Here is a 15,458-nt window from a genome sequence, read left to right as displayed (position 1 = left end):
TACGCGGATGGCGGGCTCAGTGATGACTGCGCCTGGCATCTGCATGGCGGGCAAGATCGGGCGTCTCGAAGACATAGTCATTCCAGGCCGATTCCGGAATCTGGCCCGCCAGATAGCATTCCAGCAGCAGCTTCTGCTCGGGGTTAAGAGGCCTTGGCGCGCGTTCGTGATCCAGCCCAAGCGAGTGAAAGAGGTTTCTCGTCAGGTCCGAGACCGTGAAATGGATCGACATCTGCGTTCTCCTTCGGCCATCAACGCCGCAGGTCGGGCAAAGGTTTCAGGAGGGCGGCCGGTAACGATGGTTTGATCGCGGCTTCGTCGAACCGTCAGCCACCGGCAATCCGAGGCCGCCCAGCACCAGTCAATCGAAGCCAGCGGCCGGTGCGCGTGGTCGGCCCGGCCGCCTGGAACGGAGGGGCGCTCACGGCGTTGTCATCGACATCAGCCAGGAGAAACGCCATGGCCACATTCAGGGAAATGAGGGTGCTGGAGATCGTCGAGGACGACGCCCTGACCTACGAGCAGAAGATCGCCGGGTTACGCGAGATCGAGTCCGAGGCACGGGGATTGCAGCGAGCCGCGTCGGAAAGCCCGATGAACGACGATGACGGCTGGCAGGACGATTTGCGCCAGGTTCGGCTTGCGCTCGACAAGTTGGGTGCGACAGAACCCAAAAAGGGTGCGGCCTCGCTGTAAAGGCAATTCCCTGAAAGGACTTTTCCGGAGCGTCAGTCGCAGACCATTCGAATTCGCTTGCCCGGTTCACTGACATTCCTGCATGCCAGCGGCTTCTCGGGGCCGGAAGACTGCGAGGGCGGCGTCGAGACCCTCGTCTGGTGCCGTCTCGGCGCGGTGGCCTCGGAAAAGCGCCTCGGCGGCTGTGGCGCCACCGGAAAGGCGCCGCTTTCGGCCTGCGACTGTCCGTATTCGACATTCGGCGGCGGCCGATCCCAGAAACGCCGGACATCGAGCGGTCTCGGGATGACGACGGTGCCATCATAGGTGCGCGAGCAGCCACTGCCAGAAAGCAGCGACACGCCCACGAAAAAAGGCAAAAACCGTCCGAACATTAGCAACACCCCTAGGCGCTTATATAGCGGCTACGGGCTCCCCGACAACCGGGCGGAATAACTCAGGCCGGGCCGGCACATCGCTCTCTAACCAGCCGTTAAGGTTAGCGGATCGTTAATGCTTCTCGGGCACATTCCGCCGACGAGCCGCGGAGGAGGGTTCGGCCTTGGTTTTCGGGGTGGGGATGGCATGGCGGAAGCGGACGAAGCAATCGGCACGCGCGGCAAACGTGGGACCCGCAAATCGACATCGCACGGCGACGGTGCACCATCGTGCGCCGCGGACATGGATTCGGCCGACGCGCTTCGCCAACTGGTCGAGGCCAGTTCGGACTGGATATGGGAGACCGACGCCGAGCTGCGATTCTCGTGGCTGTCGCAAAACTACCAGGCAGCCACCGGCATCGATCCAGCTGATGTGCTTGGCCGGTTCCGCTTCGACTTCCTCAAGCGGGTCCTGAACGGCGACCGCAGTGCCGCCGCGCATCTGGAGGATCTGCAGGCGCACCGGCCGTTTCGCGACTTCGTCTATGAGCTGAAAGGTGGCTCCGCCGATTGCCGTTGGGTCTTGATATCAGGCTTTCCGAGGTTTGATGACGCGGGACAATTCACCGGCTATCGCGGCATCGGCCGCAACGTGACGGCGCTGGCCGGCGCCTTCGAGAAGCTGGAGCAGGAGCCGCCGGCGGGCGGCGAGCCGGCCCAGCTTCTTGCCGATCTCGAGCGGACGATGGACGCCATGCACATGGGGGTCGTGCTGCTCGACGCCCGGCTCGACACGCTGATCGTCAACAAGGCCTATCGCGACCTCTCCAGGATTCCGGACGGCGCCGTGACCGTCGGCGCTCCGTTCAGCCTGTTGATGGAACTCAACCGCCGCAACGGCATCTACGGTGATCTCGACGAACAGCAATGGCAGCGCTACCTCGCCACCCGCATCGAGGAGATTCGCGCCGGCTCCGTCGCGCCACGCGAGTTTTCCCATGCCAACGGCAGGACGATGATGTTCTCGGTGACGGCGCTGTCCGGGGGCAAGCGGCTATTGACCTACTACGAGGTCACCGAGGTCAAGCGTCACGATGCCGAGATCGAGAGCGCCAACGCCAAAATCGCCGAAACCTTCGCCAATCTCCGCACCATGGTCGACCAGATGCCGATCGGTGTCCTCGTCCTCGATGCCGACATGCGCGCCGAAGTCATCAACCGTGCCTTCTACGATTTCTGGCAGATCGACGCCCGGCGCGCCGAGATCGGCTGCAACTTCCGCGATCTGATGGACGCCAGCCGCGACGTCGACCCGTATGGCTCCGACGACGCGACGTGGCAGCGGCATATCGCCGATCGGGAGGCGGAAATCAGGGCCGGCACGGCCGGATCGCGGCAGTTCCCGCGCAATGACGGCCGCACGCTGATCTCGTCGATGGCGCCGCTGGCCGGGGGCAGGCGGCTGATCTCCTATGTCGACGTCACCGACATGAAGAACCGCCAAGCCGAACTTGCCGACGCGCTGGAGAAAGCGCGGCTGGCGGAAGCGGTCATCAACGCCGTCAAGGATCCGATCTTCGTCAAGGACGACAATCTGCGCTTCGTGTTCGTCAACGAGGCCTTCGCCACCTTGTTCGGACAGACGCCTCGGGCCATGCTCGGCAAGCCCGGCGGCGATTTCCTCACGCTGAACGATGTCGCGCTTTTCGAACAGAGCGAACGGGACGTGCTGGCCACCGGACGGCCCTACGAAGTGGAAGAAAATTTCGAGGCCGATGGCGCCAGCCGCTCGCGCATCGTCAGGAAGAGCCGCGTCGGCATGGCCAGCGGCCGCAACTATGTCGCCGGCTTCATCTTCGACATTTCCGACATGAAGCGCCGCGAGACGGAAGCCGAGGACGCACGCAAGAATCTCGCGACCGTGCTGGAATCGCTGCCGGCCGCCGTCATCATCTATGACCGTGACGACAAGTTCGTCTTCGCCAACCGCAAGTTGCAGGACACGCTGCCTGACCTGAAGCCTGCATGGCAGGCAGGCCGCACCTTCCGCGAGGCTTTGGCGCTTGGCCATTCGGTCGGCTATTTCCGCCTCAGTGGCGATCCCGAAGTCGACAAACTGTACGACAGCGACCCCGAGCGCTGGCTCGACGGCATTCTCGCCCGCTACCGTTTGCCCAACTCGTCCTATGAGCGTCTCAATCCCGATGGCCGCTGGTATCAGGTCTACGACATGCGGACCGACGATGGCACCTTCATCGGCGTGCGCGTCGACATCTCCGAGATCAAGAGCCGCGAAAAGGCGCTGCAGGAAAGCATGCGCCAGATCGATCTGTTCCGGCATGTGATGGACGAGCTGCCGGTGGCCGCCTTCATCAAGGCGCAGGATCTGAGCATCGAATTCGTCAACAAGGCCTGGTGCGCGCTGACCGGCATTGCCAAGGAAGACGTCATCGGCCGCACCGACCGCCAGTTGTTCGGCGCCGAAGATGCCGAAAGCTACAGCCACGACGACACCGAGGTCGTCGTCACCGGTCGAGTCAGGGAGATCGAGGAGCCGGTCACCCATCGCGACGGCACGCTGCGCCAGTTGATGACGCGCAAGAGCCGCCTGGTGGCGCTGGACGGATCGGTGCATCTGGTCGGTTCGAGCACAGACATCACCGAGGTCAAGGCGCGCGAGCGTGCTCTGGAAGAAAGCATGCGCGAGAATGAGGTGTTCCGCAGCCTGATCGACAACGTGCCGGTCTCGATCTACGCCAAGCGCTCAGACCTCAGGCAGTTCTACGTCAACAAGGGCTGGTGCGATCTCACTGGTCTCGGCAGGGAAGATGCGCTCGGCAAGACCGACATCGAGATTTTCGGAAAGGATGGCGAAGCCTTCGTCAACAGCGATCTCGCCGTGCTGCGCAGCGGCGAAACGCAGGAGGTCGAGGAAACCGTGACGCTTGCCGACGGCAGCGTGCGCCACCAGTTCGCCCGCAAGGGGGCGATGATCGCGTCCGACGGCTCGCTCTACCTGATCGGGTCGACCACCGACATCACCGAGCTGAAGATGCGCGAGGCCGAACTGCGCGAGGCACGTCAGCGCGCCGTGCTCGCCGACCGCGCCAAGTCGGAATTCCTCGCCAATATGAGCCATGAAATCCGCACGCCCATGAACGGCGTGCTCGGCATGGCCGAACTGCTGGCCAAATCGAACCTCGACCCGAAGCAGAAGACGTTCACCGACATCATCGTGAAATCGGGCAACGCGCTGCTCACCATCATCAACGACATCCTGGATTTCTCCAAGATCGATGCCGGCCAACTGGTGCTCGATCCGGCGCCTTTCAACCTCGCCGAGGCGATCGAGGATGTGGCGACGCTGGTGTCGACCCGCGCCAAGGAGAAGGATCTCGAGCTCATCGTGCGCGTCGAACCTCGTCTCGAAAGCATGTTCATCGGCGATGTCGGCCGCATCAGGCAGATCGTCACCAATCTTGTCGGCAACGCGGTGAAGTTCACCGACGAAGGCCATGTGCTGGTCGACGTCACCGGCGAACGGGTACCGACGGGAACGAAACTGACGATCTCGGTTACCGATACCGGCATCGGTATCCCCGAGGAGAAGCTGAAACTCGTGTTTGAAAAGTTCAGCCAGGTCGACACCTCCTCGACGAGACGGCACGAGGGAACCGGCCTCGGCCTCGCCATCACCTCGCGGCTCGTCGATCTGATGGGCGGCGACATCGGTGTCGAGAGCGCCGAGGGCAAGGGCTCGACCTTCTGGTTCACGGTCACGCTGCCGAGGGCCGGGCAGCAGGACGGGCAACGCATCATGCCCGTGGACGTGACCGGCGCGCGCGTGCTGATCGTCGACGACAATGCCGTGAACCGCGCCATCCTGACCGAGCAAATGGCATCGTGGACCTTCGATTCCTGCGCGGCCGAAAGCGGCGCCGAGGGCCTCAAGGTGTTGTTCGCCGCTGCCGCCTATGACGTGCCGGTCGACTGTGTCGTGCTTGACTATCAGATGCCTGAGATGAGCGGCGCCGAAATGGCGCGGATCGTGCGCAACACCGCCGGCCTTGCCGACACGCCGATCATCATGCTGACCTCGGTCGACCAGTCGCTCGCCAACACCAGCTATCGCGATCTCGGCATAGATGCCCAGCTGATCAAGCCGGCGCGGTCGTCGGTGCTGCTGGAGACGCTGGTCTCCACCATCCAGCGGCATCGCCACGCGACCGGCAGCGAGGCCGAGCCGCTCGCGACCGATGGCGCTCGAAACGACGCTCCGCGGCCACCGCCGTCGACGCCGTCGGCACAACGGGCGTTGCTGCAGCCACCGGCGGTGCGCCCCCGGCTACCGGCGACCGGCGGTGGCGGGGACAGGCTGGATATCCTGGTGGCCGAGGACAATGAGGTGAACCAGATGGTCTTTACCCAGATCCTGGGCGAGACCGGTTATGGTTTCGAGATCGTCGGCAATGGCCGCAAGGCGCTCGACGCTTTCGGCAGGCTCAATCCATGCATGATCCTGATGGATGTCTCGATGCCGGAAATGAACGGGCTGGAGGCGACCGCCGCCATTCGCCGGCTGGAGGAAGAAACCGGCACGCATGTGCCGATCGTCGGCGTCACCGCGCATGCGCTGAAGGGCGATCGGGAACGCTGCCTGGAGGCCGGCATGGACGACTATCTGCCCAAGCCGATCAGTCCCAGGGCCCTGCTCGAGAAGGTCGAGCGCTGGATCGGCGCCGGTCGCCAGGGTCAGCGCAACGCCGGCTAGCATCGCATCCACGCATCCGCAGGGGGAATCAACCGGAAATCGCCGCTACCCCTGCGTGCAAGACTATGGCGCGATCGCACCATAGCAAGGGCGGCGCCCAGGCGAGACAATGGCCACATTCGAATTCCGCTCTTCCAGTTACGGGCGGGAGCAGCGACCGCCGGCATGAAACAGCGTCAATCTACCCCAACGGACCTGTTTTCGGCGATGGCCCGGCCAAGACATCCTCTGGCTGAGAGCAACGCGCTCCCGTCCGGATTTTCTTTACCAGGGCAACGACCCGGAAACGGCATGCCGGTCCCGGTCTGAAACGGCGCAAGTGCCTGATTCCGGGAGCAAAGCGAGGCTTCCCCGCGAGCACTCGTTGGCTGACGCCTTCTCTTCCCCAGTGACGCGTTACCGGGGTGACATCAAACTGTCATGCGACTGTAATAATCGAAGGCTATTGGCCTCAGCGGGCGCCGAGAGGAATGGCGCCGAGAGACCATCTTCCGAACAGGAGCAGGCCACATGAGACATTTCATCCGCTCGGCGGCCGTTGCGATTGCAATGGCTACGGCGTCTACCTTCACCCTTTCCGCGGCAATGGCAGCTGATCTTTCCGGCGCCGGCTCGACCTTCATCTATCCGGTGTTCGCCAAGTGGGCCGACACCTACAAGAAAGACACCAACGTAGGCCTCAACTACCAGTCGATCGGCTCGGGCGGCGGCATCAAGCAGGTCATCGCCAAGACCGTGACCTTCGGCGCCACCGACAAGCCGATGTCCGATGCCGACCTGGAAAAGAACGGCCTCGTCCAGTTTCCGATGGTGATGGGCGGCATCGTGCCGATCGTCAACCTGACCGGCATCAAGCCGGGCGAGCTGGTTCTTGACGGCAAGACGTTGGCCCAGATCTACCTGGGCGCCATCACCACCTGGGACGATGCCGCGATCAAGGCGCTGAACCCGACACTCACCCTGCCGTCGACCGCTATCGCCGTCGTGCATCGTTCGGACGGCTCGGGCACGACCTTCAACTTCACCAACTACCTGGTCAAGCTGTCGCCCGACTGGAAGGACAAGATCGGTTCCGACACGGCGGTCGAATGGCCGGTCGGCGTCGGCGCCAAGGGCAGCGAAGGCGTTGCCAACACCGTCAAGCAGACCGACGGCGGCATCGGCTACGTCGAGTATGCCTACGCGTCCCAGAACAACCTGTCCTACTCCAAGATGTTGAACGCCGCCGGCAAGGTTGTCGAGCCGTCGCTCGAATCCTTCGGCTCGGCTGCTTCGAACGCCGACTGGAAGGGTGCGAAGAACTTCAACGTCATCATCACCAACGAGCCCGGCGACGCCACCTGGCCGATCGCCGCGTCGACCTGGGTGCTGATCCACAAGGCTCCCGAAGATGTCGCCGCCACCGGTGAAGCGCTGAAGTTCTTCGCCTGGGCCTACAAGGACGGCAAGGACATCGCCAAGGGCCTCGACTACGTTTCGATCCCCGACAACGTCGTCGACCTGATCAAGGCTTCGTGGAAGTCGGATATCGTCACCGACGGCAAGCCCGTCTACGCTGGCGAGTGACATCCTCTAAAGGAGCGCCGCGTCGCGGCGCTCCTTTTTCCTCAACACAAAGAGCCGAGCTTCACATGAGCGCTGTCCAGGAAGCCTTGCCAGCCATTCGAGGTTCGCGCGATGCCACTGTCAGGCGGTTCGCGTTGACCGACGCGATCTTCCACGGGCTTACCCGCGCCGCCGCCATATTGGTGCTGGTCCTGCTCGGCGGTGTCGCGATCTCGCTGTTTGCCGGTTCCTGGCAGGCGCTGTCGACTTTCGGCTTCTCGTTCCTGACCAGTGAAAGCTGGAACCCGGTCACCGAGAAATTCGGCGCGTTGGCGCCGATCTACGGCACCATCGTCACTTCGGCGATCGCCATCCTGATCGCCGTGCCGCTCGGCATCGGCATTGCCATCTTCCTCACCGAACTTTGCCCGCGCCCGCTTCGGCGCCCGATCGGCATGGCGGTGGAGCTGCTCGCCGGCATCCCCTCGATCATCTACGGCATCTGGGGCCTGTTCGTGCTGGCGCCGTTCCTGCAGACGACCGTGCAGCCCTTCATCATCGGCATGTTCCACGGCATTCCTGGCCTCAACAGCCTGTTTGCCGGTCCGCCCTACGGTATCGGCCTTTTGACGTCGTCGCTGATCCTGGCCATCATGGTGCTGCCCTTCATCACCTCGATCACCAAGGATGTCTTCGACACGGTGCCGCCGGTGCTGAAGGAATCCGCCTACGGTATTGGTTGCACGACCTGGGAGGTGACCCGCCGCGTTGTCATTCCCTACACACGGATAGGCATCATGGGCGGCGTCATGCTCGGCCTCGGCCGTGCGCTCGGCGAAACCATGGCGGTGACCTTCGTCATCGGCAACGCGCATCGGATCAGCACCTCGCTGTTCGCGCCGGCGACGACGATCTCGGCGACCATCGCCAATGAATTCACCGAGGCCGTCGGCGATCTCTACACGTCTTCGCTGGTGGCGCTCGGCCTGATCCTGTTCGTCATCACCTTCCTGATCCTTGCCATCGCACGCTACATGCTGATGCGCATCGACGCCCGCACGGGAGCCTGACCGATGTCGACAGCCTCATCGCTTCACCAGAGCCGCAAGAGGAAGAATGCCGTGATGATGACGCTGTGCGTCATCGCCGCGGGCATCGGACTTGCCTGGCTGGCGCTGATCCTCGGCGCGCTGGTCCACAAGGGTACCGCCGGCCTGTCCCTCGACGTCTTCACGCAGATGACGCCGCCGCCCGGCGACGCCGGCGGTTTGCTCAACGCCATCTACGGCAGCGTGGTGATGACGGTCATCGCCGTCGTCGTCGGCACGCCCATCGGCGTGCTTGCAGGAACCTACATGGCCGAATATGGCCGCTTCTCGAAACTCACAACGGTGGTGCGTTTCATCAACGACATCCTGCTGTCGGCGCCGTCGATCATCATCGGCCTGTTCGTCTACGAACTGATGGTGCGGCCGATGGGGCATTTCTCGGCCCTTGCCGGTTCTGTCGCACTCGCCATCCTGGTCATTCCGGTCGTCGTGCGAACCACCGAAGACATGCTCAACCTTGTGCCGAACGCCTTGCGCGAAGCCGGCACCGCGATCGGCGCGCCGCGCTGGGTTGTCATCAAGTCGGTGGCCTACCGCGCCGCCCTTTCCGGTATCGTCACAGGCATACTGCTGTCGATCGCCCGTATCTCGGGCGAGACCGCGCCACTGCTTTTCACGGCGCTCAACAACCAGTTCTGGTCGAGCAATCTCAACGCACCGATGGCCAGCCTGCCGGTGACCATCTTCCAGTTCGCTCTCAGCCCTTATGAGGAATGGCAGCAACTGGCCTGGACCGGCGCACTCATAATCACATTGACGGTTCTCGCGCTCAGCATCTTTGCTCGCAGCCTGACCGGACGCAGAGAGGACAAATGAGCCAGATGTTGTCTCCAGACATGACGATCGCCGCCGAGGCAACCGCCAAGGCCAAGATCGAGGTCAAGAACCTCAACTTCTACTACGGCCAGAGCAAGGCGCTGAAGGGTATCACTCTGTCGCTGCCCGAGCGCAGCGTCACCGCCTTCATCGGGCCCTCGGGCTGCGGAAAGTCGACGCTGCTGCGCGTCTTCAACCGCATCTACGAGCTCTACCCGAAACAGACCGCCGAGGGCCAGGTGCTGCTCGACGGCCAGAACATCCTCGACCGGTCGCAGGATCTCAACCTGCTGCGGACCAAGATCGGCATGGTGTTCCAGAAGCCGACGCCATTTCCGATGTCGATCTACGAAAACATCGCTTTCGGCGTCAGGCTCTATGAGAAGATCAGCAAGTCCGAGATGGACGGCCGCGTCGAGCAGGCGCTCAAGCGCGCCGCACTGTGGACCGAGGTCAAGGACAAGCTCAACGCCAGCGGCCTCAGCCTTTCGGGCGGCCAGCAGCAGCGGCTCTGCATCGCCCGCACCGTGGCGGTGAAGCCGGAAGTCATCCTGCTCGACGAGCCGGCTTCGGCGCTCGATCCGCTGTCGACCGCCAAGATCGAAGAGCTGATCGACGAGTTGCAGGCCGACTACACGATCGTCATCGTCACCCACAACATGCAGCAGGCGGCACGCGTCTCGAAGCAGACCGCCTTCATGTATCTGGGCGAACTGGTCGAGTTCGACCGCACCGAGAAGATCTTCACGTCGCCCCGCGAGAAGCGCACGCAGGACTACATCACCGGCCGCTTCGGCTGAGCTCAGACATACGAGGACTAAGATCATGGGCGAACATACAGTCGCTTCTTTCGACGAGGATCTCGGACAGATCAGCAAGCTCATCAGCGACATGGGCGATCTCGCCGGCTCGATGGTCGGCGGTGCGACCAAGGCACTTCTGAATTCCGACAACGCCCTGGCACAGCGCGTTGTCTCCGACGACGCGATCATGGACGCGCGCCAGCGCGAACTCGACGACCGCGCCATCACTCTGATCGCCAAGCGGCAGCCGATGGCCGACGATCTGCGCCATGTCGTCGGTTCGATCCGCATGGCCGGCGACCTCGAGCGCATCGGCGATCTTGCCAAGAACATCGCCAAGCGCGTCGGCACCGTTGGCCTCAGCGTCACGCCTCGCGACCTTTCGCACTCGATCGATGCGATGGCGCAGCTGGTGCTGATCCAGGTGCAGGGCGTGATCGAGGAATACGCCGCCGCCGACGCGGCGGCGCTGGCCAAGCTCAGGAACGACGACGAACGCATCGACGTCAAGTACACGTCCGTGTTCCGCGAACTCCTGACCTACATGATGGAGGATCCGCGCAACATCACCGCGTGCACGCATCTGTTGTTCTGCGCCAAGAACCTCGAACGCATCGGCGATCACGTGACCAACATCGCCGAGAATGCGTATTATGTTTTGACCGGCACACAGCTACCCGCCAATCGCCCGAAGCAGGACGAGACGGCAATGTCCGCGCCGGCGGCATGACGACAGGGGTAAGCAGCCGATGATCGCGCCACGCATCATGGTCGTGGAGGATGAGGAGCCGCTCGGTGTGCTGCTCCGCTACAATCTGGAGTCCGAGGGTTACCAGGTCGAGGTGGTGACGCGCGGCGACGAGGCCGAGATCCGGCTGCAGGAGAACGTCCCCGACCTTCTGGTGCTGGACTGGATGGTGCCGGCGGTTTCAGGCATCGAACTCTGCCGGCGGCTGAGAATGCGCCCCGAGACCGAGCGGCTGCCAATCATCATGCTGACCGCGCGTGGCGAGGAGAGCGACCGCGTGCGCGGCCTTTCCACGGGCGCCGACGATTATCTGGTCAAGCCGTTCTCGACACCGGAGTTCATGGCCAGGGTCAAGGCGCTGCTGCGCCGCGCCAAGCCGGAAGTGCTGTCCAGCGTGCTCAAGGTTGGCGACATCGTGCTCGATCGTGAGTCGCACCGGGTCTATCGCAAGAAGAGCGAGATCCGGCTCGGGCCGACCGAATTCCGCCTGCTCGAATTCATGATGCGCCATCCTGGCCGCGTCTTCTCGCGCAGCCAGCTGCTCGACAATGTCTGGGGCGAGACGATCTATATCGACGAGCGCACGGTGGACGTGCATGTCGGCCGGTTGCGCAAGGCGGTCAACAACGGCCGCATGCCCGATGTCATCCGCACGATCCGCGGGGCGGGTTACGCGATCAGGGAAGACTAGAGCAGTTCACCGTTTCACGGAAACGGCAAACCGCTCTAACTCTTTGTTTTGACGCAATTCCGGACGGAAAACCGTTTCACACTTTTCCTGGAATTGCCCTAGCGAGAGTCCGGGCTCAAACCTGCCGGACGACGGTGCCGATGACGTTGACGAGAAGGCGCGCTGCGGTCAGGGCCGACAGGCCGTCAATGTCGGCGGGAGGATAAAGCTCGACAAGGTCGAATCCCGCGATCCTGGCCCGTCTGCCGAGGCCCCCGATCAGATCGACCACCTGGGTGTAGGTGAGGCCGCCGGGCGAACGCGCCGCCACGCCCGGCATGATACCGGGATCGAGGCCGTCGCAGTCGAGAGTTACGACGACCCGCGCCCCTTCCGGAATATGCCGGAGAGCGGCTTCGACGCCTTGGGCGTGAACCTCGCGGGCGGTTACAAAGCGGCTGCCATAGCGCCGTGCCGCTTCGATTTCGGTGAGGCGAGCGCTGCCGACGCCACGGATGCCGACCTGCACGATGCCGGCGACATGCGGCATCTCGCTTGCGCGGCGCATCGGGTTCGAATAGCCGTAGCGTTCGCCATGCACCTCGTCGCGCCAGTCGATATGGGCGTCGATCTGCAGGATCCAGACCGGCCCGTGATCCGCAAAGCCGGCGAGGAAGGGGATGGGCACGGAATCGTCGCCGCCGAGCAGGATCGGCACGGCCGGTAGTGCCAGAACCTGGCGCGTTTTCGCCTCGATCCGCGCCCTGTTGCCGCTATTGTCATGCATGGTGGTCGCGATGTCGCCGGTGTCGATGCAGCAGACCGGCTTGCCGTCGAACAGCGGGCCGCCGAGATCGAAATCCCAGTGCTCGACGAGCGTGGCATCGCCCTGGCTCGCAACGCGGATGGCGTCGGCGGCCAAGGCGTATCCGCTGCTGTCCTTGCCGGGATAGGTAGTGCCGTGACCGGCTCCAAAGATCACCGCACGCGGTATACGGCCATCGGCAAGGCAATCGGGAAAGCCAAGAAAGGGAGGCGAGGCGGTCATTTCTTGATGGTCCTGATGGTGGTTCAGCTGAAATTTCAGTGTTGAGGGTACGAGACGATGAGGCATTGGCCGACGCGTCGAATTAGACAGCATCCTAACAGTTGGCGCGCCTGACTGACATCATACCCATCGTGAAGCCCGGTTCAGGTCGACCGGTCGCTCAGAATGATTTGGTTTTGCACGGATCCTCAGGCAACGTTCTTTCCGGCGCCCGGTCGTGCCTGCGCGCCCGGCGCGAAAATCTCCTGGTCGACGAAGGTCAGCGCGCGCATGGCGCAGCCTTCGCGGATCAGCGGCAGTTCGTTCGGCTCGGTGTCGAAGGAAATCGATTCCGAGTGCTGGCCGCCGGCGGTCTGGGCTATGGCCTCGCGCAATGCCGGCTCGATCAGGTCGAAGGCCGCGGCGCTGACACCGACCATGGCGACGGGTGCCGGGTCGATCAGCGCGAACAGGCTGCCGAGCCCGTAGCCAAGCGCTTCGCCGGCCTTGCGATAGGCTTCACGCTCGGGCCCGTCGCTTTCGCGGGCCGCGGCTGCCAGCGCGCGCATGTCTGCGTCGCTGACATCGGCAACCGGCTCGGTGTCCTCGCCGAGCTGCCTTGCGTTGCGCCAGATGGCGTAGTTGCCGGCATAGGCCTCGACGCAGCCGCGTCGCCCACAGCGGCAGAGCGCGCCCTTCGGCTGGTGGATCATGTGGCCGAACTCGCCGCCCGAGGAATGGGTGCCGGTGAACAACTGACCCTTCAGCACCAGTCCCATGCCGATGCCGTGCGAGAGCAGGATGGCGATGAAGTCATCACGGTAGCGCTGCGGATCGCGCCAGCGCAACGCCACCGCCATCATGTTGCAGTCGTTCTCCATGGTGGCGGGGATGCCGAACTCGTCCTCGAGGATGTCGGCGAAGGCGATGTCGGTGTGCGGCGTTATCGGCGACCACAGCATGGCGCGAGCACGGGTGTCGGTAATGCCCTGGATCGCCAGCGCGATGCGGGCGACGCTGCGGACATCGAGATCGGGGTCTTCGAGGCGGCGCCGCACGATGGCGACGCATTCACCGATCAGCGCGTCGCGCGACATCGTCAGCGTGTCCAGCCGGCGCTGTTCCTCTGATATCACCTGGCCGGCATAGTCGATGACGGCGACGGACAGGAAGTTCAGCGACAGCACCACGGTCATCACCGCCGCGGCTTCCGGATTGAGGCCGAGGCCGACCTGTGGCCGGCCGCGTTTCAGCGAACCGGGCTCGCTCGGCTTGCTTTCGGCCAGGATGCCTTCGCCGATCAGGTCGGAGGAAATCGCCGATATGGTCGAGTGGCTGAGGCCGGTGGTCGCGGCGATCTCGGTACGTGACGGCTGTCCGGCCCGGCGCACGGCCGCAATCACCATTGCCCGGTTGCGCCGGCGCAAATCGTCGTGGCGGATTCCGACCGACATGCTTTCTCACATCCTCCCGGTCGCCGCAGCCTTTCGTGTCCTCCGAAGACGTCGGCGAAGCCTGAAGCGCGTCGCGCCCCAGGTCGTCATTTCCGCGCGTGTCGTGTCCCGAAACCGTTGCCCACCCTTGGGCGACACGCGCCAGCCAAATACTGGCAGAAGCGAATTATCCTGTCATTATTTATTCCGAGGCTCGAAAAAAATTCGGAGGGGCATCAAAATCCATCAGAATCGATGTTGACAGCGTTCCGGTGTTGGATCAGTATTTTTTCGAGGCTCGAAAAAAAGAGCCTGTGTGCCGGCCTTCGGGTCAGTTTGGTCGCGCCATACGCGGCGCAGGGAGGATAACATGAAGAGATTCACAGCCGCCATCCTGGCGGGTGTCGCCATGTCGCTGACGCTCGCGTCGGTCGCGCAGGCAAAGGACAAGGTCATCGGCGTTTCGTGGTCCAACTTCCAGGAAGAGCGCTGGAAGACGGACGAGGCCGCCATGAAGGCGGCGATCGTGGCCGCCGGCGACAAGTATATCTCCGCCGACGCGCAGTCCAATCCCGGCAAGCAGCTTACCGATGTCGAGAGCCTGATCTCGCAGGGCGCCAACTCGCTGATCATCCTGGCGCAGGATGCCTCGGCCATCGGCCCGGCGGTACAGAAGGCACTGGACGAAGGCATTCCGGTCGTCGGCTATGACCGTCTGATCGAAAACAAGGATGTCTTCTACCTGACCTTCGACAACAAGGAAGTTGGCCGCATGCAGGCCCGCGAAGTGTTCAAGGTCAAGCCGGAAGGCAATTATGTCTTCATCAAGGGCTCCGGTGCCGATCCGAACGCCGACTTCCTGTTCTCGGGCTCGATGGAAGTGCTCAAGGAGGCCATCGACAGCGGCAAGATCAAGAATGTCGGCGAGGCCTATACGGACGGCTGGCTGCCCGCCAACGCCCAGAAGAACATGGAACAGTTCCTCACCGCCAACGACAACAAGGTCGATGCCGTGGTCGCGGCCAATGACGGCACCGCCGGCGGCGTCGTCGCGGCACTGACGGCGCAGGGTCTGGCCGGCACCGTGCCGGTGTCGGGCCAAGACGGCGACCACGCCGCGCTGAACCGTATCGCGCTTGGCACCCAGACCGTGTCGGTCTGGAAGGACGCGCGCGAGCTCGGCAAGAACGCCGCCGAGATCGCATCGCAACTGGCCGACGGCAAGAAGATGACCGACATCGCCGGTGTGAAGGATTTCACGACGCCCGGCGGCAACACCGTCAAGTCGCTGTTCCTGACCCCGGTTGCCATCACCAAGGACAATCTCAACGTCGTCATCGACGCTGGCTGGATCAAGAAGGATGAGGTCTGCGCGGGCGTTGCTGCCGGCACGGTCGCTGCCTGCAACTAAGCCGGGCCTGTTCCTGCTCGATACCAACGCCGCGGCCCAAAGCCGCGGCGTTTTCTCAAAAAGATTTGTG

General features: G+C 63.4%; 13 protein-coding genes. 9 read left to right on the top strand and 4 right to left on the bottom strand.

The genetic code is table 11. The annotated features are described in order from the left end of the window. Positions 1-16: 16 nt before the first annotated feature. Positions 17-232 (bottom strand): hypothetical protein, encoded by a 216-nt coding sequence (locus NR193_RS20700; protein ID WP_256752628.1) that lies wholly within the window; start codon positions 230-232, stop codon positions 17-19. 227 nt (positions 233-459) lie between these two features. On the opposite strand from NR193_RS20700, the gene NR193_RS20695 reads away from it, so the two are divergent. Then, a complete protein-coding gene (locus NR193_RS20695) occupies positions 460-696 on the top strand; it encodes a hypothetical protein (RefSeq protein WP_256752627.1) in 237 nt (78 codons plus the stop codon). 32 nt (positions 697-728) lie between these two features. Here NR193_RS20695 and NR193_RS20690 read toward each other — a convergent pair whose 3' ends face one another. Further along, positions 729-1,055 carry a hypothetical protein gene (locus NR193_RS20690; protein WP_256752626.1) on the bottom strand — a complete coding sequence of 109 codons (327 nt, stop codon included), beginning with the start codon at positions 1,053-1,055 and terminating at the stop codon, positions 729-731. A gap of 205 nt (positions 1,056-1,260) precedes the next feature. Between NR193_RS20690 and NR193_RS20685 the strand changes: the two genes are divergently transcribed. From NR193_RS20685 to phoB, 7 genes are all read left to right on the top strand, one after another. After that, on the top strand, positions 1,261-5,826 hold the full coding sequence (locus tag NR193_RS20685) for a PAS domain-containing protein (RefSeq protein WP_256752625.1): 4,566 nt from the start codon (positions 1,261-1,263) through the stop codon (positions 5,824-5,826). Between the two features lie 510 nt (positions 5,827-6,336). Then, complete coding sequence (pstS, locus tag NR193_RS20680) at positions 6,337-7,392, top strand: phosphate ABC transporter substrate-binding protein PstS (RefSeq protein WP_091578615.1); 1,056 nt, start codon at positions 6,337-6,339, stop codon at positions 7,390-7,392. Positions 7,393-7,457: 65 nt separating this feature from the next. Next, on the top strand, positions 7,458-8,441 hold the full coding sequence (pstC, locus tag NR193_RS20675; protein WP_256752624.1) for a phosphate ABC transporter permease subunit PstC: 984 nt from the start codon (positions 7,458-7,460) through the stop codon (positions 8,439-8,441). A gap of 3 nt (positions 8,442-8,444) precedes the next feature. Further along, positions 8,445-9,296 carry a phosphate ABC transporter permease PstA gene (pstA, locus tag NR193_RS20670; RefSeq protein WP_256752623.1) on the top strand — a complete coding sequence of 284 codons (852 nt, stop codon included), beginning with the start codon at positions 8,445-8,447 and terminating at the stop codon, positions 9,294-9,296. After that, positions 9,293-10,096 (top strand): phosphate ABC transporter ATP-binding protein PstB, encoded by an 804-nt coding sequence (gene pstB, locus NR193_RS20665; RefSeq protein WP_256752622.1) that lies wholly within the window; start codon positions 9,293-9,295, stop codon positions 10,094-10,096. Before pstA ends, pstB begins: the two co-directional genes overlap by 4 nt. 25 nt (positions 10,097-10,121) lie before the next feature. After that, complete coding sequence (gene phoU, locus NR193_RS20660) at positions 10,122-10,829, top strand: phosphate signaling complex protein PhoU (protein ID WP_256752621.1); 708 nt, start codon at positions 10,122-10,124, stop codon at positions 10,827-10,829. 19 nt (positions 10,830-10,848) lie between these two features. Further along, positions 10,849-11,538 carry a phosphate regulon transcriptional regulator PhoB gene (phoB, locus tag NR193_RS20655; protein WP_010911896.1) on the top strand — a complete coding sequence of 230 codons (690 nt, stop codon included), beginning with the start codon at positions 10,849-10,851 and terminating at the stop codon, positions 11,536-11,538. A 115-nt stretch (positions 11,539-11,653) separates the two neighbouring features. Here the strand turns inward: phoB and NR193_RS20650 are convergent, their stop codons facing one another. Together NR193_RS20650 and NR193_RS20645 are read right to left on the bottom strand one after the other, a co-directional pair. Then, entirely contained in the window at positions 11,654-12,565 is a 912-nt protein-coding gene (locus NR193_RS20650) for an agmatinase (RefSeq protein WP_256752620.1), read from the bottom strand. Between the two features lie 188 nt (positions 12,566-12,753). After that, complete coding sequence (locus NR193_RS20645; protein WP_256752619.1) at positions 12,754-13,998, bottom strand: ROK family protein; 1,245 nt, start codon at positions 13,996-13,998, stop codon at positions 12,754-12,756. Between the two features lie 349 nt (positions 13,999-14,347). Here NR193_RS20645 and xylF point away from each other — a divergent pair, with 349 nt between their 5' ends. Further along, positions 14,348-15,388: a D-xylose ABC transporter substrate-binding protein gene (gene xylF / locus NR193_RS20640; protein ID WP_256752618.1), complete on the top strand. Its 1,041-nt coding sequence runs from the start codon at positions 14,348-14,350 to the stop codon at positions 15,386-15,388. Positions 15,389-15,458 lie beyond the last annotated feature (70 nt).

Origin of the sequence: Mesorhizobium sp. Mes31 (genome assembly GCF_024519675.1) — a bacterium.
In the GTDB taxonomy this organism is placed as follows: domain Bacteria; phylum Pseudomonadota; class Alphaproteobacteria; order Rhizobiales; family Rhizobiaceae; genus Mesorhizobium.
The sequence above is the reverse complement of the archived record's forward strand: the minus strand, read 5'-3'. Positions and strand labels throughout refer to the sequence as shown.